Below are 21,018 nucleotides of genomic sequence, written 5' to 3' on the forward strand. Positions count from 1 at the left end.
AGCATGCTAAATAAGCTGTTTTTCATCTCACGTCTCATATCTCACGTCTCACATCTAAAATAAAGCATGAGCAATATAGTAGCCATAGTAGGCCGCCCTAACGTGGGCAAATCAACCCTGTACAACCGCCTGACGGAAACCCGAAAGGCCATTGTAGACGACATGAGCGGCGTAACGCGCGACCGCCACTACGGCGTAGCCGAGTGGATTGGCCGTAACTTTACGGTGATTGACACCGGCGGCTATGTGCATGGCTCAGACGATGTTTTTGAGAGCGCCATCCGCGAGCAGGTAATCATTGCCATTGAAGAAGCCACTGCGCTGCTTTTTGTGGTGGATGTAACTACCGGCATTACCGACCTGGATGATGACATTGCCCAAATGCTACGTAGAAGCAAAAAACCGGTGTTTGTGGTGGTAAACAAGGTAGACAACACCTCGCTTAACGCCGATGCCAGCATTTTCTATAGCCTTGGCCTGGGCGAAATCTACAACATCTCATCGATGACCGGCAGCGGCACCGGCGAACTGCTGGACGACGTAGTAAAAACCTTTGACGAGGACGTGGTAGAAGAAAACACGCTACCTAAATACGCCATCGTTGGTCGCCCTAACGTAGGTAAATCATCCATCATCAACGCTTTTATTGGCGAGCAGCGTAACATTGTTACCCCTATTGCCGGCACCACACGCGATTCTATCCACATCCACTATAACCGCTATGGCCATGAGTTTATGCTGGTAGACACCGCCGGTTTGCGCAAAAAAACCAAGGTAAAAGAGAACATTGAGTTTTACTCAGTAATGCGTACCATCAAAGCGTTGGAAGAAGCCGACGTAGTGATTCTGATGATTGATGCCGTTGAAGGTATTGAATCGCAGGATATCAACATCTTCCACCTGGCCGAGAAGAACAAGAAAGGCATTGTGATTGTGGTGAACAAGTGGGATTTGATTGAGAAGAATACCAAAACCGTTAAAGTATTTGAAGAGCAGATCCGCGAAAAGATTGCGCCGTTTACCGATGTGCCTATCATCTTTACCTCGGTAGTAGAGAAACAGCGTATCCTGAAAGTAATTGAAACTGCTGAACAGGTTTATAACAACCGCGCTAAAAAGATCCCGACCTCAAAACTGAACGATGTGCTACTGCCTGTTATAGAGGCTATGCCGCCACCATCAACCAAAGGCAAATACGTAAAAATCAAATACATCACCCAGATTAAAGGTGTGGCACCAATGTTCGCCTTCTTCTGTAACCTGCCGCAGTATATCAAAGAGCCTTACATGCGTTTCTTAGAAAACAAACTGCGTGAGAACTTTGATTTTGAAGGTGTACCAATTCAGTTATTCTTCAGACAGAAGTAATGAACCAGGATTAAACGGATTTTTAGGATTCGTATGATATAAAACAAGAGCGACGCAATATTGCGTCGCTCTTGTTTTATATAAAAATCCTGTAAATCCTAAAAATTCGTTAAATCCTGGTTCTACCATACTTCTTCACCATCCCCTCCACAATCGCCGCCGTCTCATCCGGAAAATCAACTATCACCCGTTCATCGGTGTTGATCCACTGCTCTAATACGGGGTTAAATTCATCATCAATATCATAAACCACCGGCACACCCAGTCTGTTAGCGGCCAAGGCATTACACTGCTGTTCGTACTGCCCTTTCATAGGGATCATCATTACCTTTTTACCCAGGTAAAGCGCTTCGGCCGGACCTTCAAAACCGCCGCCTGTCAGCAACCCGGCGCAATTGGCCAGGCTATCATTGAACCCTTCATTGCTGATGGGATTGACATGCACATTACCTTCCCGATAAGGCGTTTTCTGTCGTTTGGAGAAAACGTGCCATTCTACATCGGTTTTGCCCAAGTGCTCTATCAGCGTTTTATCGTCATATGCGGGCAGGTAAACCGTGTAATGCCCTTTGTTGGCCGTCGCCATCTCGCGGATACCGCTGCGGATGACAGGGGTATGGATAAAATCATCATACCGGTCAAAATGAAAGCCGATGTGATGCGTGGTTGGCGAGTAATATTTAAAGATCAGTTCGGCCCAGTTCCATCGGTCAGGTCGGGGCGTTTTTTTAGACACAAATGAACATTGATGACTCAACGACACCGACGGAATATTTTGCAGCCTGCAAGCCCAGGCACTAACCGGCTCAAAGTCGTTCACAATCAAATCATACTGCTTTAGCGGCAGGCTATGCATGTCCTTCCAAAGCTGGCGCAGGTCCATCAGTTTGTAGGTAGCCCATTTATCAACCCCGCCTTTGGTACCAAACACAAAACTGTAACCATGAAATTGGTACTTGAGTGGCTGCGACAATGAAACCTCTGCCTCGGTACCGCTCACCAGCAAATCAACCTCGCCATAGCGCTGCAGCAGGGGCACCATTTCGCGTGCGCGACTGATATGTCCGTTGCCCGTGCCCTGTATTGCGAATAATATTTTCATTTTGGTATTGGAATGCCATACGGTAGAAATGTTACAGCATCCACACAGGCGGTAAAGTTATCATTTGCGTGCGGGGATAAAAATTTTAAGTGGATTACTTATTGTTAACCTTTCTGTCATTGCGGAGGAACGAAGCAATCTCTGCGAAGGATAGTCGGAGATACATGTACAGAGATTGCTTCGTTCCTCGCAATGACGCGGCGTTATCATCTACCAAACCCATCGTTTTTATCCACATTGAATTTTTGTTTATAAACCCTCGGGCAAAATTCGCACATTTGCAGGCGCATAAATTTCCATCCCCACTCCATGGAGCAATACTTTATTATTGACTTTGACAGTACGTTTACCCAAGTTGAGGCGCTTGACGAGCTGGCACGTATCTCATTAAAAAACCGCCCCGACGCCGAAGACGTTTACCGGCAGATTGAAGAATACACCAACGCCTCAATGGAAGGCCGTCTTTCGTTCTCAGAAAGTTTGGCTGCCCGCGTGCGTTTGCTGGAAGCTGATCGTGATCATCTTAAACAACTGATCAGTCACCTGAAGAAGAAAGTATCTACCTCGTTCTCACGCAACAGCAACTTCTTTAAGACCCATGCTGATAACGTGCTGATCGTTTCGGGTGGTTTTAAAGAGTTTATCACCCCGGTGGTAACCGAGTATCATATCAAAAAAGAAAACATCTACGCCAATACTTTTGAGTTTGATGAAGATGGCAAGATCATTGGATATGACCACGACAACCCCCTTTCGCAAGAAGGCGGCAAGGTAAAACTACTGCGTGAGATGAACCTGCAGGGCGAGATTTTTGGCATTGGCGATGGTTACTCAGATTTTCAACTGAAAGAATCGGGACTGATTAAACGTTTCTTTGCTTTTACGGAGAACATTGCCCGTAAATCTGTCATTGAAAAAGCCGACCACGTTACCCCGAGCTTTGACGAGTTTTTATATATCAACAAGCTGCCACGCGCTATCTCCTATCCTAAAAACCGCATTAAATGCCTGGTTGTTGGCGATATAGGCGAAGAAGCGCTATCGCAGATGCAGAAAGAGGGCTACAACATCCGCCACCGCGAGGAGATTGAAGATAAATACCTGCAAGAAGCCGGCGTGCTTTTCTGCGATGAAGCTCACCAACCTACGCCAGAGCAATTAGCTGCCGCCGGCAGACTGAAAGTGATTGGTTGTTTCGGTCGCGTACAGGGCCGTAAGCTCATGGATGCTGCTTGCGAGAATGGTATCATTATTTTTGATGATCCACGTAACAACCCACGTAACCTTGATTTTATTCCTAAACGTGTAATGGCGTTTATGAACGAGGGCAGAACCCACATGAGCTGCAACTTCCCAGATTTGCAGCCACCACGTGTTAGCAACGCCCACCGTTTGATTCACATTCACAAAAACGTACCGGGCATTCTGGCTAAGATCAACGAGGTATTTGCCCGCCACAACATCAACATTGTGGGCGAGTTCCTGGTAACCAATCCACAGATTGGTTATGTAATTACAGACGTAAATACTGGTTATGACACCCAGGTATTAGACGAACTGAAAGCGATTGAGCATACCATTAAGTTCAGGTTGCTCTACTAAAATTCGGATTTCGGAAGTTCGATTTCGGATTTATATAAATATAAAAAGGAAAAGCGCGATGGCAAACCATCGCGCTTTTCTTTTATTATCCACGTCATGCTGAACTTGTTTCGGCACCCTACACGCAAAGTTAACAAGCATGACTGGCCAGCATGTGGGATCCCGAAACAAGTTCGGGACGACTTAATGGCGTCTTACTTTACATTTTTCAAATACGCCGCCATATCATCTCCCAAACCCACATTCAGTTTATTGAGTTTATTGACGTAGAAAGCGCGTACATCTTTCCAATGATAGTACGTCGATGCGTTTTTCAGTCCGGTAATATGTACTTCCTTTTCGTTTAATAAAAACTTCACTAACAGATCGGTAGTGCCAGCTTTACGATAAAAGATCCACTGGATGTTAGAGCTCAGCGGAATTACGTTTGACGATTTCCAGGCGGCCTCGATGTTTTTCATATCAGCAGCTACCTTGTCCGCGCCGGTCATACCCAACAGGGCGGCAAATGGCGCTATGGTCTCGGCATGGGCCAGGCGCAGTTGGGCATTAGGTTTGCCGGTTTTAATAAATTCATCAGTAGTGTTGATAAAGTTAACCAGCAAAGGCACGGCAATGCGCACCTGAATGCCGTTAGCATCGGTGCCTGGCGCTTTTTTCAGATAGTCATCAGCAACGTCAAGTTTACTTAGAGCAGCTTGCTCGGCGCATGTAAATAATGGCGCAAAATTAACATCAGTCCACTGGTAACCCGCCTTTTTAATTTCAGCCTGCAATGAGTAAACAATGGTGGCAAAGCCAAAAACATCGCCTACTAGCTTATCCTCCTGTGCGGGCTTCAGCGTTTTCAGGAAAGCAGGCTGGAACCATTTAACAGCCAGCGTGTGGTTAACGACATCAATCTTTAATGACTCGCGCAGTGTGTTCATGGGCTTTTCCCAACTGCCACCGTCTTCAAACGCGGTGTAGGTTGGCGACGAGTCATAGAAACGCAGATCGGTATCGTCGTTATATTCTTTCACATCGGCACTGTCTTTAAAACCAGCTTTCAGGCCTTGCAAAAAGGCGTCAGCGCTTTGTTTGGTGCGGATTTCTTTGGTATAACCCACATTCAACTCTACCTTGCCGGTAAACACTGATGGATAGTGCGCGTACATACGTTTGCCAATGCCCCGCAGTTCATCACGGCCTTCGTCTGATATGGATTTTACTTGTCCTTTTTCAACTGCGGTAAGGTTTTGCACCAATTTCCATAAATGCTGCCCCGCAGCGGTGAGGGCTTTGGCACTATCGGCCCGGTGCAGCAATTGCCAGGCAAATGAGGTATTCACCTCTTTGGTTAAATGCCTCGCCCCGTGGCGACCGACATGGTTAATAAATACCGGCTTGTATCCTGCAGGAACTACAGACGGATGATAGGCAGGTGCCTTATACAATGTTTTGGTGCCCAGCCAATCGCTGTTGCAATTTTGGGCGTTTACTGCGGTTGCAGCTAGCAACAACGCTGCAGAAAACAATAGGCTTTTTTTATGTAACATGGCTTGTAATTATACTAAAAAACTCAGGACCCCATGAGGCCCTGAGCAAGTGAGGTTTAGTGATTTTTTCTACTAATGTTGATTACCTGTACCATCAGTTTGATAAGCACCCAGATCTTTACCCGGCAGGGTAATATCGGCGCCATAGGTACCGGTAGCAGTTACCGAATACAGCGGACTAAAGTCTGTACGACCTTTACCAATGAACGGAGAACCAGCCTGCAGTCTGAAGCTGGAGTTACCTACCATTACCGAACCAGGTTGCTGTACAGCGTATGATATTGGCACCAGAGTAGAAACGTAATCATACTGATCTACATTGAAAAGGTAGAACATTGGGTTGTTTGTTTTTGGTGTGGTAGCACGCACATCGGTAGTAGCTTTACCTGTAGCCAGTAACGCAGGTTGACTGTCGGCAGCATAAAACTGATCTACAACAGGCTGGGCTGAACCATAGTAACCGTTGTAGCCGTATTTTACGTTAGCCACATCGGCATCCGCAGTAATGCGCAAACCGAAACGGCAGTTTACAATGAGGTTGTTATAGCAAAGGCCTTTAGCACCTTTTTCAAAGTCGATAGACCCACCACGGCCAGACTTGGTTTGACGATAACCGCCATCAATAATGGTATTGTTATAAACAACTGCATTACACTGAACAGCCGAGCCGCCAGAGTTAGAGATCTTCATGGCGTTGGTTGCAGAACCAATGAAAACGTTGTAACCAATATCGGCCACGCTACCTGTTTTGATGTTGAAGAACTCGCCGCCTACACCGCCGCACAGCTCAAATGTGTTACGCATACAGCTAATGTGGCCGGCGCCTATCTGGATGTTATCATCCTTAGCGCCAAAGAACCACGAGTCTTCAATAATTACGTTTTTATTTACGTTGTTGTAGTAGATATTGAAACGCGGACCAGATGGGTAAATAGCCGGATCATCAGATGAACCTGCCGGTGCACCACCAAACTCTACGTGTGTCCATTTCAAGATCAGGTCGCCGCCTTTGCTGCCCGCCGCTACAGCCGGGGTACAGGTAATACCACCCCACCAGCCAAAAAACGGCTGATCATATTGCTGCTGGTTAGCCTGCGCGTGCAGGTCGGCTGCATTTTTTACGGTGATGTAGTTTGGCGCATCCTTAGTACCCAAGCTAATGAAGGTACCATGGCAAAAGATCTCCGGGCTGCTGTCGGCAGTTTTACCATCGCCTAAAACAATCAGGTGCACGCCACTCTGCATGGCCAACGTATCACCATCGTTAACGGTAACGTTGCTTTTAATATAATAAGTTTTACCGGCCAGCATGGTACCTTTTACTGTACCACTCAGGGTATCTTTTGTAATACCATTGGCTGTGTGCACAACGGCGGTAGAAACGCTTACCAGCTCAGATTTATGGCAGGCGCTGAATGACAGGCCCAGGCCTATCAAAACAATCATTTGGTTAAATATTTTTTTCATCGCTCTGTTTGATTTTAGAATTTGTAATGAACACCTAAAATGTAGTATTGCAGGTAGTTGTCTTTACGCACAAAAGTGTTTTTGCCGGCTTCCTGATACTCAATTACCTGTCCGGTTGCACCGGCGCCTCCGTTAGGACCAGATGGTTGCGGATACGCCTGTTTAATAAACAGCTGGTAAGGGGTATTGAGCAGGTTGGTTGCTTTTGCGTAAACAAACAGGTGCTTGGTAATTTTCTTTTCGGCAGATACGTCTAGCGTTACAAAAGCTTTCTGCCAGATATCGTTATTCAGATAGTTTGATACACTGTTAATGCGCTCGCCTGTATATACGGCCGATACCTGCGCATCCAGGCCTGTTTTTATGTCTTTATATAATAATGACAGGTTACCCAGGTGTTTAGACTGACCCTGTAGCGGACGGGTCTGATCTACCGTACGTTGTTGCGTGTTACCAGCAGCATCGCGATAGCGCTCTTGCTTAGGCGTGGTGATGTCTGACTGGGTGAAAGAGTAGTTAGCTCTGAAACCAAATTTGTTGATGTATTTGGTTGCATCCAGCTCAAAACCGTAGTTACGGGCAGTACCAAAGTTACCGGCTTCCAGTACCAGGTCTTTAGCGCTGCTTGATGGTACCAGGGCATACTCAATCGGGTCTACTATACGTTTGTAGAACACGCCTGCCAGCAACTGGTCAAAACCTTTAGGGAAAAACTCGTAACGCAGGTCATAGTTATCGGCACGAGCCGGTTTTAAGTTAGGGTTACCATACTCCAGGTAATCAGCATCAGGGTCGCCGCTTACGTGTGGCACCAGCTCATAAAAGTTTGGACGGCTGATAGCTGCATAATAAGTAGCATGCAAGCTTTGGTTATCAGTCAGGTTATATTTCAAAATAAAGCTTGGCAGCAGATCGCGGTACTTAATGTCACCGGTTTTACCGTTAAAGGTTTCTGGCAGCGCGTCAACCCAGCTTTGGCTGGTATGCTCATAACGCACACCGCCTGTTGCCTGGATACGGCCCGCAGTAAATTTAAACTGACCATAACCGGCGCCTACTTTTTCGCTGAAAGTATAGTTCAGCGGATCAAATGGTGTGCCCTGGGCGTTAATTACGTTCGGGTCAAAATTCAGGTTATCAACACCGGTGTAGTTCTGTGGTGCGGCCAGGCGCAGGGTATAATCGTCAAAAGTGCTGTTACGACTTTTATCGCGATACATACCACCGGCGCTAAACTCTACTTTGGTGTCAAATATCTTTGGTACATATACAAAGTTCAGGTAACCGCTCTTATCCTCATCGGTATTGTAAGCAAAAGTAGCGTCATAAGCACCAGAGGCGTCAACAGTTAAAGGCTCCTGGGTTACGTTACCGCCAGGTTGCAAGGTACGGCTGGTTACCAGGTTAAGCTGATAGCGATTCTCGTTATCGGTTGCTTTTGAGTAAACGCCGGTCCAGTTAACACTCAGGTTTTCGGCCAGGCGATGATCGCCATGCAGTGAGAAGTTGGCAATCTGCTCCACGCTGCGGATGCTGCGCGGGCTCTCTTTAACACGGCCCTGGCCAATGCCGGTGCGTTGCAGCACCAGGTCGGTATCTGAAGTAAAACGATATTGATTTTGAGCCAGATTGATGTAGGCCGCATCTAACACCAGTTTGTTACGGTCGTTAATACGATAATCAAAGCGACCAACTAAACCGGTACGCTGCTGCTCGGTGCTGTATTGTCTTGCAGAAATGCTGGTTAACTTTGGCTGGTTGGTATATAAGTCAACATCGGTACCAAAAAAAGTGCTTTTGGTGGTTTTATAGTTATCCTGATAGCTTAAAGAAACCAATGCACCCAGCTTTTTGTCGTTGGTACGACCGCCTAAATTCAGGCCGGCAATTAAACCCATTGGCATTTTAGAATTGGTGTAATGCGCGGGGTTTTTAGAAAAATCATTGGTGCTGGCGGTATAGCTTAAACCGTTGTTAACGCGTGGTGAGCGAACGGTTACATCGTTATCGCCAAATTTGGTGTAGCCATTGTTCATTACCGCTTGCGATAAGCCTAAACCCAGGTTAGCGTTTACGGTAAAGTGGTCTGGCGCTTCTTTCAACACCATATTAATACCACCGGCAATGGCATCACCTTCCATAGACGGGGTAAGTGATTTGTAAACCTCCAGGCGGTCAATAATGTCAGCCGGGAAGATATCCAGCGGCACATAACGGGTTTTGTTATCCGGGCTTGGAATTTTATAGCCGTTGATGAGGGTGTAAGTATAGCGTTTCTCCATACCACGGATGATGGCATACTGGCCCTCGCCATTGCTGCTGCGCTCAAGCGCTACGCCAGATACACGCTGGGTAACGTTAGCTACCGTAATATCTGGCGATGCTTCAATGGTTTTTGATGAAACAGCGTTCAACACCTGGTCTGAGCGTTGCTCAACACGGCGCGCTGCTTGTTCAGTATCATTACCCAGACGGGCGGTGATAGCAACCTCGCGCAGTTGGCTGCCAGCATCTTCCAGTTGGAAAGTTACGGCGCTGGTGGTGCCTTCGGCTACCTCGGCATCTTTTTTAGCGTCTTTGTAGGAGATATACTTCACCTGCACCTCATAGCTGCCGGTTGGTACGTTCTTAAACATAAAAGTACCGTCAAGACCGGTACCTGTGGCCAAAATTCGGCCGGTTTTCTTGTTTTGGATACGCACGGTAGCGCCAATCATGGGCTCGTGCGATTTCTTGTCCGTCACAACGCCTCTAAGCGAGCCGCCGGCGTAGGCAAGGCCTGTAATGAGGAGGGAAAGAAAAAGCAGGGGGAAAAATCTTTTCATATACACTGGGGGATTTCAGTGCGCAAAGAAACCCCGGGTGTATAATCTAAAGATCAACACAGCGTTAACGAATTGCAAACGCTGGCAACAACTACGTAAAAGTCAGTTTTTGGTTCCGAGAAAGTAACTTAATTACTCTACGGTGACAGTCAATCCTTCTTGCTGAAGGATCTTACGATACACTTCCATCTCTGTAAATGAACCTTCTAACACCGCACATTTACCTTCGGTATGTACCTTCCAGGCAATCTTCTCGGCTTGAGTTTCATTATAATCCAGATATTTTACCATGCAATGAATCACATGGTCGAACGTGTTGAAATCATCGTTCCACAAAATAAGGCGGTGCATTTCTTTAAGACTCGCCAGCAACTCTTCGAACGTAAACGTCTGTTCCTGTACCTCGGTTGGCATATGGATGCAAAATTAATCAAAGCCTCGCAATATTTATGTTAAATATCTGTTGAATGGGCATCACAGTTAAAAATAATTTCAATACCCCGAATGAAAAGCTCTGTTATTGCCTGCACTATGGGTGCGCTGCTGGCTGGTCACCTGGCTTCAGCACAAACAAAAAACCCGAAAGAGATACTTACCCCGCCGCCTGCCAATGTAAAAATTGATGGCAGCCTTGATGATTGGGCAGATAGCCTGCGTTATTATAACGAAGAGAAAAAGCTAAACTTTACGCTGGCTAACGATAAGGACAACCTTTACATGGCCATCCGCGTGAACGACCGTACCGAACAAATCCGCATTATGCAGGCGGGTATTACTTTTGGCATCAACACCAAGGGCAGCAAAAAAGACATGTACTCGCTCACCTTTCCCGGTGGTGGGCAAAGCGGCGGGCCGGGTGCTTTTTCGGTTCACCATGCAGACGGCCAGCAACCCACACAAGAAGACCGCGATGAAATGCTGCATGCGCGCCTTACCAAACTGCACGATATTAAAGTGACCGGCTTTAAAAGCATTGAGGGCGATATGATTACTACTACCAACACCTACGGCATCAAAGCGGCCATGAATTATGATGCCGATGGCTATCTGGTGTGCGAGATGGAAATACCATTTAAATTATTTGATGAGTTTAACGCCGCTAAGAAAGAGTGGGCTTTTAATTTTAAAATTAATGCGATGACCCGACCTACACCAAACGGCCAGGGTAATGGCGAAGGCATGAGTGGTGGAGGTATGCGCGGCGGAATGGGCGGCGGTGGCGGCATGCATGGCGGCCGCGGTGGTGGTGGTGGTATGGGCGGCGGCATGCGCGGTGGCCGTGGCGGCGGTATGGGCGGCGAACGCCTTGACGGTGCAGGCGGCAGTGCAGATCGCGCGGAACTGTTTAAATCTGTGGATTTCTGGGAGAAATTCTGGCTGGGCGGATTTTAGTCAATCGCTATAAAAAAAGGTGTCATCCCTCTCCTTCGTTCGGGATGACACCTTTATAGATTCAAAACTGCCTTTGATATTTACTGTACCTTATAATGGTAAACCGTGCGGCCAAGGTTGCCGTCGCCGTCAATACCTTCAATTACTACCTTGTAGCTACCTTTGCCATCGGCATTAAAATAATCGATCGTTGCCTTACCTTCTTTGCTGGTAGTGATGTTTGGCTTCCAGTAAATGGTGCTGCGCAGATCGGCCATTTGCTTGTTAACCTTCGGGTCGTCATAACGCGGTGCATAAAACTCGCGGGTACGGTAATACCCCTGCGGCCTGAAGGCCAGAATACCCGGTGCATAAATAATTCTATCGTTCAGCTCGGCACCTTTTTTCAGGTTAATTACCAGCACACCGGCTCCACCGCGCGAGCCATAAATGGCGGTATTGCCTGGCGTACGTAAAACCTCAACGCTGCTTACATCTTGCGGATTGATTTGCCCCAGATAATCCGGATCCATGTATATTCCATCAACAATAATCTGCATAGGCGTACTAGGACTACGGGTAGAATATGCCTGACCATTTATAAAATTAACAAATGGCACCTTGCCCTGTAAACACATATCCAGCGTAGGGCAAGTCGTTAAATCGGTACTTTTAACAACCATATCTGCGTTGCCGGGACCATTCAGGTTTGATGAGTTTTCTAACTTAGGTTTGGGTTTGTCTCTAATCACCACCTCTTTTAACATGGTGTTATGATCGCCTTGTCCATATTTAATTTGCTCGCGATAGAGGTCTTTACTGCTTACCAGGTAATTATTTAAATTCTTATTGATGCTGATCTGTATATCAGGTGCGTTTTTATTAGGAATGGTAACCGGCTTGGTCATACCATCCAGCACAATATCCACATCCTTTTTACCCTTGTCTGTGCGGGCCTGCACGGCAACTTTTAGGCTGTCTGCAAAAATCAGATTGTCAAAAGAGAAATGTCCGTTTGCATCGGCAACTGTATCTACCAGGAGCATAGAACCGCCGGACGATATCATCATCACTTTAGCACCCGGCACCGGTTTGCCGCTCTTTTTAATGGTGCCAGATATGGCCAACGATTTTTCGGGTTTAAATGACAGCGGCTGGAACATATCATTCAGCAGATCTTTCCACACAAAACGGCGGTAGCCCTGGGTCATCATCAGCACGTCCAGATCTATACGGGTTTGTGCACTTGGAGTGGCAAAATAATAGTTTGGCTTTTCTATATACCCTTTCAGATCTGATGTTAACAGGATGGTAGATAGAATGGTTGTCTCGTCATCTTCATCAATCGTCACCTTACTTTCGTCGGTCACCGCGGCAGATAAGGCCGCCATTGCAGGATTACCAGCGTCAGCTGCACCAAGATTCAACGTTACTTTTTCGCGTGATGCGTAGGCTTGCTTGTCTGAGCTTACGTTGATATTGAGCAGGTCGTTATTTTGTATAAATACCAAGCGCTCTGCAACCGGCTGCCCAGCAACATCAAACAAAGTAAACTGTACTATACCTGTATGAAATTTACTTTTTGCCACCCGCGCTGCAAAAGCCTGATTATTAATATTGCTTTTTGCCGCATAACAAACAACTCCGTTTTGCTGGGCTACAACACTTATTGGCTTACCGTTGGCTGCTTGTGCAATATCTTCAGTTGCGGCTACCCTTACCGCAAGTGCATCGCTCTCGTTATTTGTTACCGCAAGTTGATAGCCGCTGGCAGTTGGAGCAGGTAGTGCCACTGTACTTTGCGATCCATCTGCAAAAGTAATATTGGCTTTGTAGGTTTTACCAGCTTCGGGCAGCAGCGTAAAATACCCCATGCCCAAATGTTTGGTTTCAATAGGCGTTACCTCGTTATTTTCATTATCGGTAACGCTGCCTTTAATAACAGCGCCCAGACCATCGGCACCAGTGGCTTTAAATGCAACGCGCGAAGGTAATCCGGCAACCAACGTACCACCCTCGGGGAAAAACTGCACATCAACTTTTGATGATGATGCTTTTACCGGAATATCCTTCTCGGCAGTTTTTTTATCCTCGTAAGCAATGGTAGTATTAATATGGCCAGTTTTAAAAGGATTGGCCGCATTGCTGGTAAAGGTTACATGTATCATCCCCTTCTCGTCGGTGAGACCTTTTCCCCTGGCTGCATCTTTAGTATCCAGCTGAACCACGTAGGTTACATTTTTAGCCACGTATGGGTTGCCTTTCAAATCTTTATAGATAATGTCGGCAGTAATTTGCTGTTTACCATTTACGGTTGCATAATGATAATTGGCATCTGTAAGCACTGTATTATCAATTACATTGCCAATGGTTACTACCTTATCAAAAAAGTAAACCTCGCCGGCATTACGCATATAGTTGGTGTAGGCTCTGATGCGGTAGTTACCTGCCTGCAACGTGTCGTTCAGCGCAAAATCTCCCCAGGTTATGCCAGACTCAATGGGTAACTTAACGCTTTGTTTAACAGAATCACGTTCATCTATCAGCTCTACATTCAGCAGCTTACTTAATGCAGAAAGCTGGTGCTGCGGCCCAACGGTTACATAGGCTTTAAACCAGATGTTCTCGCCACTGGCATAATAGGGCTTATCTAATTGCAGATAAACTTTCTCCTGCGGATTGTTGTCTGCCCATTTATTAAGCTGCGTAATTATTTTAGTAATAGGATCGTCGTCGGCCCTGATAAAGCTTAACGCCAACAGCGCCAGCGGAAGAGCTAGAAATAGGGCCAGATGTTTTTTAGGTTTGGTTAGGTTCATAGCCCGTAAAATTATACAACTAATTCATTTGTAACGAACAACAAGCCCATGACGCTGCGGACTTTAACGTCATTTTCATAGAATCTTCATGAAACCACGATTTAACGGATTTTTAGGATTTACAGGATTTTACTTTAAACGACAAATTGGAGCATAAGCAGCATAATGCTTGTGCTTCTTTAATGATCAGCATCCTGTAAAGCTTAAAAGCCCGTTAAATCCTGGCTCAAAAAGTATTCTTCCACATCATACTTTCTACCGGTTTGGTGGTAGGTTTGTTGTACTTGGCGTTGTCTTTAGAGTTGTACGTGGTTTCAATATCGCCTTCTACCACAAAATAGATCAACTGACCTATAGGCATGCCTGCGTAAATACGTACGGGTTGCGCGCAGCTGATCTCAAGCGTCCAGGTGTTGCAAAAGCCCACATCACCCTTACCGGCAGTGGCGTGGATATCGATGCCCAAACGACCGGTGCTTGATTTACCTTCCAAAAAAGGCACATGGCGATGAGTTTCGGTATACTCCAGGGTTACGCCCAGATAAAGGGTGCCGGGATGCAATACATAACCATCTTTAGGTATCTCGAAATAATCAATCTCGTTATGCAATTTGGCATCCAGTACGCGATTGCGGTAAGTAGCCAGGTATTTGCCCAGGTGTACGTCGTAAGAGTTGGTGCCCAGGCACTCGCTTCGGTAGGGTTCAATGATGATATTTCCCCTATCAATTTCTTCGAGGATGCGCTTATCTGATAAAATCATTTTGGGCTGACGTTGGACGGTCTAAATTATCATTATTTCACCTAATTTTGTCAGGCTTTTTGCAATTTTACTTTTATGGCCATAGCATACAGCAAACAGGTTGACGAGGATACCGAATTTGCCCTCTGGAAAATAGAAGAGGGCGCCGAAGAGTTGTATGCACAGCTGCAGCTTGACGACGAAGAGAAAGCTTTTGTAGAAAAACTACGTAACGGTAAACGCCACCTGCACTGGTTGGGCACCCGTGTGTTGCTGCGTACCATGCTGCACACAGATGAGTTTATTGATTGCAAGGTTGATGCCCACGGCAAACCCTACCTGGTTAATTTGCCCTATCACATCTCGCTTAGTCACTCGTTTGAGTATGCGGCGGTGATGATCAGCAAGAGCCGGCCGGTTGGGATTGATATTGAACAGGTGCGCAAAAAGGTGGAGCTGATAGCCCACAAATTTATGAAGCCCGAAGAGCTGGCCTTTATGGACGAGCAGCAAAAAATCAATCATCTGTATGCCTGCTGGTGCGCTAAAGAGGCAGTTTACAAATGCTATGGACAAAAAGAGATCTCTTTTTCTGACAACATTGATCTAGAGCAATTTCCATACACCCCAGAAGGGAACATACAGGCCACGTTGCGCAATGAGGCTATTAACGCTGCTTTTAACTATCGTGTAGATTATTTCAGGTATGAAGATTACATGGTGGGTTACGTGAAAGGATAAACTATGAAAAACAAACAGGTACAATACCAGGATTGGGGCTTAATTGATTATAAAGAAGCCTGGGACAAACAGGAAGCACTGTTTGCCGACACTGTAAAAATAAAAACCGAGCAGCGTAACCGCCAACTGGCCCTGGCTGATGACGTACCTGTAGAAAATGAACCAACGCCTAACTACCTGGTTTTTTGCGAGCATCCGCACGTATATACGCTTGGTAAAAGCGGCAAGGCCAATAATTTATTGCTGGACGAGCAGGGACTGCAAGAAAAGCACGCTACTTATTATCATATCAATCGCGGTGGCGATATTACCTATCATGGCCCCGGCCAGCTGGTAGGCTATCCAATTTTAGATCTGGACAATTTTTTTACCGACATACACCTGTACCTGCGCACGCTGGAAGAAGCGGTAATTAATACTCTGGCAGATTATGGCCTGAAAGCCGGCAGATACGAAGGCTACACCGGTGTTTGGTTTGATGCCGATAACGACAAGGCCCGCAAAATCTGCGCTATGGGCGTGCGTTGCAGCCGCTGGGTAACCATGCACGGCCTGGCGTTAAATGTAAATGCCGATCTGGACTATTTCAATAACATTGTGCCTTGTGGTATTGATGACAAGGCCGTAACCTCTATACAAGCAGAGCTGGGTCGTCCGGTAGACATGGAAGAAGTAAAACAAATCCTCTCGCATCATATTTCCGTACTTTTTGGTATGAAATTGATTCGATGAAAGCTGCTATAATCATTTTACTTTCCGCCGCGGGCATGCTGGCCTGCGCAAGCAAAAAGACAACAACCCAGCAAGAAACCGGCGTTGCCAGCCAGGCATCGCCAACAACCGATATGCCGGCATCAACCCAAACATGGAACTACCTGGCCCTGGGCGATTCTTACACCATTGGCGAAGCCGTGCCGCAGGAACAGTCGTTCCCCTACCAGCTATGTGCAGCACTTTCAAAAAATGGCCACCCAACAGCAGCGCCCACCATTATAGCCCGCACCGGTTGGACGACAGATGAACTTATAGCCGCCATCAAGCAGCAAAACATTACCCGAAAGTTTGATTTCGTCACCCTGCTTATAGGTGTAAACAATCAATATCGCGGATACGATATCAGCACTTATACCAAAGAGTTTACAGAGCTACTTGGCACCGCCATCAACTATGCAGGCGGCAATGCCAAACACGTCTTTGTTATTTCCATCCCCGACTGGGGTGTTACTCCTTATGCTGATGGCCGTGACCGTGCGACTATTGGTAAAGAGATCGACGCCTACAACACCATCAATCGGCAGGAAAGCCTGAAAGCCGGCGTCAATTATTGCAACATTACGCCTGTCTCGCGGCAGGTTCCCGGCAATCCATCATTAGTGGCTGAAGATGGCTTGCATCCATCGGGAGAAATGTACAGGCTTTGGGTAGAGCCGTTGGAACCAATCGTTCGGTCAGTCGTTGGCCATTAGTCATTTCACTGCGCTGTCATTGGTCAATTTGCATCGGTCACTGCGATAAAATATTAATGACAATTCACTATTGACCAATGACCATCCACTAATCACTATCTTTGCGCCATGCTTACTCTCCGTCAACTTTTTCTGGCCAATAATGCACAAACCACCAATTTCCCGCTGCTACTAGAGTTTGAGCGGGCCGAAGGCGTTTATATGTATGATGCCGAAGGGAAGGCGTTTATCGATCTTATTTCGGGCATCGGCGTAAGCAATACCGGGCACCGGCATCCAAAAGTTATCGGAGCTTTAAAAGACCAACTGGATAAATACCTGCACCTGATGGTGTATGGCGAGTACGTGCAAACTCCACAGGTAAAATTTGCCGAGAAGCTAGTGAGTTTGCTGCCGCAAAACCTGGAATCGGTTTACTTTGTAAGTTCAGGCGCCGAGGCGGTAGAAGGAGCCATTAAACTGGCCAAACGTTATTCCGGCCGGGCTAATGTGCTGGCCTGCAAAAACTCGTATCATGGCAGCACCCAGGGCGCTTTGAGCGTAATGGGCAATGAAGAATACAAGCAGACCTATCGTCCGTTACTACCTGGTGTTGGCTTTATTGAGTTTAACAACATGGCCAATCTGCAATTGATTGGCGACGATACGGCCTGCATCATTGTAGAAACCATTCAGGGCGAGGCCGGTATTCGTGTACCGGACGTAGAGTGGATGCAAGCCCTGCGTGCGCGTTGTAATGAAACGGGCACCCTGCTGATCCTTGACGAAATTCAGGCAGGCATGGGTCGTACAGGTAAACTGTGGGCGTTTGAGCATTTTGGCATCGAGCCGGATATTTTACTATTAGCTAAAGCGTTAGGCGGTGGTATGCCGCTGGGTGCGTTCATCAGCTCAAATGAGATTATGGGTGCACTGAAAGATAACCCGATATTGGGGCACATCACTACTTTCGGTGGTCACCCGGTATGTTGTGCAGGAGGATTGGCCTCGTTAGAGGTTTTGTTGGATGAGCAACTTATTGAAACTGTCCCCCAAAAAGAAGCGCTATTACGCGATTTATTAGTTCACCCCGCCATTAAGCAAGTACGCGGCAAAGGCCTGATGCTGGCTGTAGAACTGGAAAATTTCGATCTGAATAAAAAGATTATTGACCGCTGCATCGCCAACGGCGTGATTACCGATTGGTTTTTGCACTGCAGCAACTCCATGCGTTTAGCCCCACCGCTGATGATTACCGAAGAACAGATCAGGGGAGCATGCGCAGTGATTTTGGAGGCGATTGGGTTTTATACTGATTAACTTAGCGCATTCAACCCCGCTTGTCATTCCGAACGAACTTGCGGAGGCTGTGTATTGGCGTGAGGAGGAATCTTGTACACGCGACATGCCATAATATTGGTTATACTCAATCAATATCGCTCGTACAAGATTTCTCTTGCGCTCCACCGCTCCTTCTTACCCTCGTGCTCATCGAAATGACAAGGGAGATAAAGCCCACAACCCATCCCCCTAAAACTTTTCTTATATGCTTTATGTTGATACTTAGTGTGCCCGAAACGCGCACTTTGTGTTAACTACCTATGAAAATTGCATATATATCAACCTACCCACCGCGCGAGTGCGGTATAGCCACCTTTAACCAGAACTTGTTCCACGCGGTGTGTGCTAACTTCCCGAAGCGGGGAGATGTGCTGCAGAACGGCTTTGTGGTGGCCCTGAATGATAACGAAAAACTGAACGAACACGAGTACCCCCGAGAGGTAAAATTTGTGATCCGGCAGGATCATCAGAAAGATTATATCCGCGCTGCCAACTACATCAACACCAGCGATGCCGATGCAGTGATATTGGAACACGAGTTTGGCATTTATGGTGGCGAGAGCGGCATTTACGTACTGCCGCTACTGAAACGCTTGCATAAGCCGCTAATCTCTATCCTGCACACGGTTTTGAAAGAGCCCAGCTTTGTACAAAAGATCATCATCCGCGAGCTGGCCGAACAATCGTCCAAGATTGTGGTAATGAGTCGCCGGGCCGTAGATTTTCTGACCGAGATCTACGATGTTCCGGTCGAGAAGATCCAAATCATAGAACACGGCGTGCCCGACCTAGAAGCACCGGCCAATAACCCGGTTAAAAATCTGGCAGCATTTAAGAACCACCGGGTGCTGCTTACGTTCGGCTTACTGAGTCGCGGCAAGGGATTGGAAACCGTAATTAAAGCGCTGCCCGAGATTGTACAGCAACACCCCGATGTGATGTATGTGGTGCTGGGCAATACACATCCGGGGGTATTGAAAAGTTCGGGCGAGGAGTATCGTGATTACCTGAAAAGTTTGGCGGCACAGCTGGGTGTAGCCAAGAATTTAACGTTTATCAACAAGTTTGTGACCGATGAGGAGCTGATAGACTACCTTACCGCAGCTGAAATTTATGTAACCCCGTATTTGAACGAGGCGCAAATCACCAGCGGCACGCTGTCTTACGCGGTAGGCTCCGGTTCAGCAGTAGTATCGACCCCCTACTGGCATGCGCAGGAATTGCTGGAAGGTGGCCGTGGACGATTATTCAACTTCCGCGATTCTGATCAATTGAGCAGCATCATTAACGAGTTATTGAGCGACCATGAAAAGCTGACCGAAATGAAGGAGAATTCTTACGAATACGGCCTGCACCTGCGGTGGCCCAAGGTAGGGGCCGAATATATCAAAGTGGCTCAGGAACTGACTGCAAGCTATGATTTTAGCGAGCGCTTGTTGCAAAGCAGCATTGTTGACCCGGAGATACTACCTAAATTTAGCCTGGCCCATGTGAAGCGCTTAACGGATGATACCGGTATTGTGCAGCATGCCAAATACGGCATCCCTAATTTGAAAGAGGGCTATTGTTTGGACGATAATTCCCGCGCCCTCATTATGGCGCTGATGGCCTACCAACGTAACAAAAGCCAGGAAGCGTTCGATCTGCTGCCTATCTACCTCAGTTATATCCATTACATGCAAACGGACGATGGTAATTTCCGCAATTTTCTGAGTTTTAACCGCATGTACCTGGACGAGGTAGGTTCCGAAGATTCCTTCGGTCGCACCATTTGGGCACTGGGTTATTTGATTGATTGTGCAGCCAACAGCTCCTACCAGGAGTTTGCCTTTGAGTTGTTTATTAAATCTATCCCGCATTTTGACTCGTTGAAATACCTGCGCGGAATAGCCAATACCATTATCGGCGTGAGCCTGTTCCTGAAGGCTTATCCTACCGACAAAGGCATGACCGACAAACTGATCCAGATGACTAAACCGCTGGTTGATGCCTACGAGCAAACCCGTGCCGACGATTGGGAATGGTTTGAAAACGAGATGACTTATGATAACGCCATCCTGCCGCTGGCCCTGCTGCACTCGTGCCAGGTTACCGGCGACGAGCGGGTACGCGAGATTGCACTAAAAACCATGAATTTCCTGGATGAGCTTACCTTATCAAAAGGCTATCTAAGTCCGGTAGGCAACGAGGGCTGGTACCACCGTGGCGGCGAGTTCCCGGTTTATGATCAGCAGGCTATTGAAACCATGGCCATGGTGCTCATGTACTTCCAGGCCTACCAAACCCTGCGTGATCCGGAGTATATCGAAAAAATGTTCCTCTGCTACCGCTGGTTCCTTGGCGATAACTCTATGCGGGCACCACTCTATGACCACGAGACCAAAGGCTGTTGCGATGGCCTGCTTCCTACCGGCATTAACCGCAACCAGGGAGCAGAAAGTACACTGGCTTATTTGATATCGCACCTTACTGTGCTGCGCGCCTTTGAACTGGAATACGAGTATAATAAGAATGAGAGAGGGGTGGAAGCGGTTTGAGACACCTCACCCGATATCCCACTTGTCATTGTGAGGAACGCGGAGGGTCAAAGCGTTGGGGGTGACGAAGCAATCTCGTCGCAGGAATAATGCATGCGACGAGATTGCTTCGCGCTCAGC

General features: G+C 47.1%; 15 protein-coding genes. 8 read left to right on the top strand and 7 right to left on the bottom strand.

Features of this window, described 5'->3' with window-relative positions:
- Window positions 1-66 precede the first annotated feature (66 nt).
- On the top strand, window positions 67-1,368 hold the full coding sequence (gene der, locus ABZR88_RS17975) for a ribosome biogenesis GTPase Der (protein WP_107827342.1): 1,302 nt from the start codon (window positions 67-69) through the stop codon (window positions 1,366-1,368).
- A 109-nt stretch (window positions 1,369-1,477) separates the two neighbouring features.
- Here the strand turns inward: der and ABZR88_RS17980 are convergent, their stop codons facing one another.
- Window positions 1,478-2,470 (bottom strand): glycosyltransferase family protein, encoded by a 993-nt coding sequence (locus ABZR88_RS17980; RefSeq protein WP_107827343.1) that lies wholly within the window; start codon window positions 2,468-2,470, stop codon window positions 1,478-1,480.
- Window positions 2,471-2,779: 309 nt separating this feature from the next.
- On the opposite strand from ABZR88_RS17980, the gene ABZR88_RS17985 reads away from it, so the two are divergent.
- Window positions 2,780-4,072, top strand: coding sequence for an HAD-IB family phosphatase (locus ABZR88_RS17985; RefSeq protein ID WP_107827344.1), 1,293 nt, complete (start codon window positions 2,780-2,782; stop codon window positions 4,070-4,072).
- 194 nt (window positions 4,073-4,266) lie between these two features.
- Here ABZR88_RS17985 and ABZR88_RS17990 read toward each other — a convergent pair whose 3' ends face one another.
- The 4 genes from ABZR88_RS17990 to ABZR88_RS18005 form a co-directional block, all read right to left on the bottom strand.
- Window positions 4,267-5,610, bottom strand: a complete 1,344-nt coding sequence (locus ABZR88_RS17990; RefSeq protein WP_107827345.1) for a histidine-type phosphatase — start codon at window positions 5,608-5,610, stop codon at window positions 4,267-4,269.
- Between the two features lie 72 nt (window positions 5,611-5,682).
- The gene (locus tag ABZR88_RS17995; protein ID WP_107827346.1) at window positions 5,683-7,077 is read right to left on the bottom strand and encodes a hypothetical protein; all 1,395 of its coding nucleotides are present in this window, start codon (window positions 7,075-7,077) and stop codon (window positions 5,683-5,685) included.
- Window positions 7,078-7,091: 14 nt separating this feature from the next.
- Window positions 7,092-9,902 carry a TonB-dependent receptor gene (locus tag ABZR88_RS18000; protein WP_107827347.1) on the bottom strand — a complete coding sequence of 937 codons (2,811 nt, stop codon included), beginning with the start codon at window positions 9,900-9,902 and terminating at the stop codon, window positions 7,092-7,094.
- A 132-nt stretch (window positions 9,903-10,034) separates the two neighbouring features.
- On the bottom strand, window positions 10,035-10,316 hold the full coding sequence (locus ABZR88_RS18005) for an ATP-dependent Clp protease adaptor ClpS (protein ID WP_107827348.1): 282 nt from the start codon (window positions 10,314-10,316) through the stop codon (window positions 10,035-10,037).
- A gap of 90 nt (window positions 10,317-10,406) precedes the next feature.
- On the opposite strand from ABZR88_RS18005, the gene ABZR88_RS18010 reads away from it, so the two are divergent.
- The gene (locus ABZR88_RS18010) at window positions 10,407-11,294 is read left to right on the top strand and encodes a hypothetical protein (RefSeq protein WP_211309753.1); all 888 of its coding nucleotides are present in this window, start codon (window positions 10,407-10,409) and stop codon (window positions 11,292-11,294) included.
- A gap of 80 nt (window positions 11,295-11,374) precedes the next feature.
- Here the strand turns inward: ABZR88_RS18010 and ABZR88_RS18015 are convergent, their stop codons facing one another.
- Complete coding sequence (locus ABZR88_RS18015) at window positions 11,375-14,092, bottom strand: TonB-dependent receptor plug domain-containing protein (RefSeq protein WP_107827350.1); 2,718 nt, start codon at window positions 14,090-14,092, stop codon at window positions 11,375-11,377.
- Window positions 14,093-14,318: 226 nt separating this feature from the next.
- The gene (gene dcd, locus ABZR88_RS18020) at window positions 14,319-14,855 is read right to left on the bottom strand and encodes a dCTP deaminase (protein ID WP_107827351.1); all 537 of its coding nucleotides are present in this window, start codon (window positions 14,853-14,855) and stop codon (window positions 14,319-14,321) included.
- A 75-nt stretch (window positions 14,856-14,930) separates the two neighbouring features.
- On the opposite strand from dcd, the gene ABZR88_RS18025 reads away from it, so the two are divergent.
- The 5 genes from ABZR88_RS18025 to ABZR88_RS18045 all read left to right on the top strand — a co-directional run bounded on the left by ABZR88_RS18025 (window position 14,931) and on the right by ABZR88_RS18045 (window position 20,898).
- The gene (locus ABZR88_RS18025; protein WP_107827352.1) at window positions 14,931-15,575 is read left to right on the top strand and encodes a 4'-phosphopantetheinyl transferase superfamily protein; all 645 of its coding nucleotides are present in this window, start codon (window positions 14,931-14,933) and stop codon (window positions 15,573-15,575) included.
- A gap of 3 nt (window positions 15,576-15,578) precedes the next feature.
- Window positions 15,579-16,307 carry a lipoyl(octanoyl) transferase LipB gene (lipB, locus tag ABZR88_RS18030; RefSeq protein WP_107827353.1) on the top strand — a complete coding sequence of 243 codons (729 nt, stop codon included), beginning with the start codon at window positions 15,579-15,581 and terminating at the stop codon, window positions 16,305-16,307.
- Window positions 16,304-17,041 (top strand): SGNH/GDSL hydrolase family protein, encoded by a 738-nt coding sequence (locus ABZR88_RS18035; RefSeq protein WP_107827354.1) that lies wholly within the window; start codon window positions 16,304-16,306, stop codon window positions 17,039-17,041. The genes lipB and ABZR88_RS18035 overlap by 4 nt, the downstream gene beginning before the upstream one ends.
- Window positions 17,042-17,149: 108 nt before the next feature.
- Window positions 17,150-18,340, top strand: a complete 1,191-nt coding sequence (locus ABZR88_RS18040; protein WP_107827355.1) for an aspartate aminotransferase family protein — start codon at window positions 17,150-17,152, stop codon at window positions 18,338-18,340.
- 281 nt (window positions 18,341-18,621) lie between these two features.
- A complete protein-coding gene (locus tag ABZR88_RS18045) occupies window positions 18,622-20,898 on the top strand; it encodes a glycosyltransferase family 4 protein (RefSeq protein ID WP_107827356.1) in 2,277 nt (758 codons plus the stop codon).
- Window positions 20,899-21,018: the final 120 nt, after the last annotated feature.

The sequence above is a fragment of the Mucilaginibacter yixingensis genome, from assembly GCF_041080815.1.
In the GTDB taxonomy this organism is placed as follows: domain Bacteria; phylum Bacteroidota; class Bacteroidia; order Sphingobacteriales; family Sphingobacteriaceae; genus Mucilaginibacter; species Mucilaginibacter yixingensis.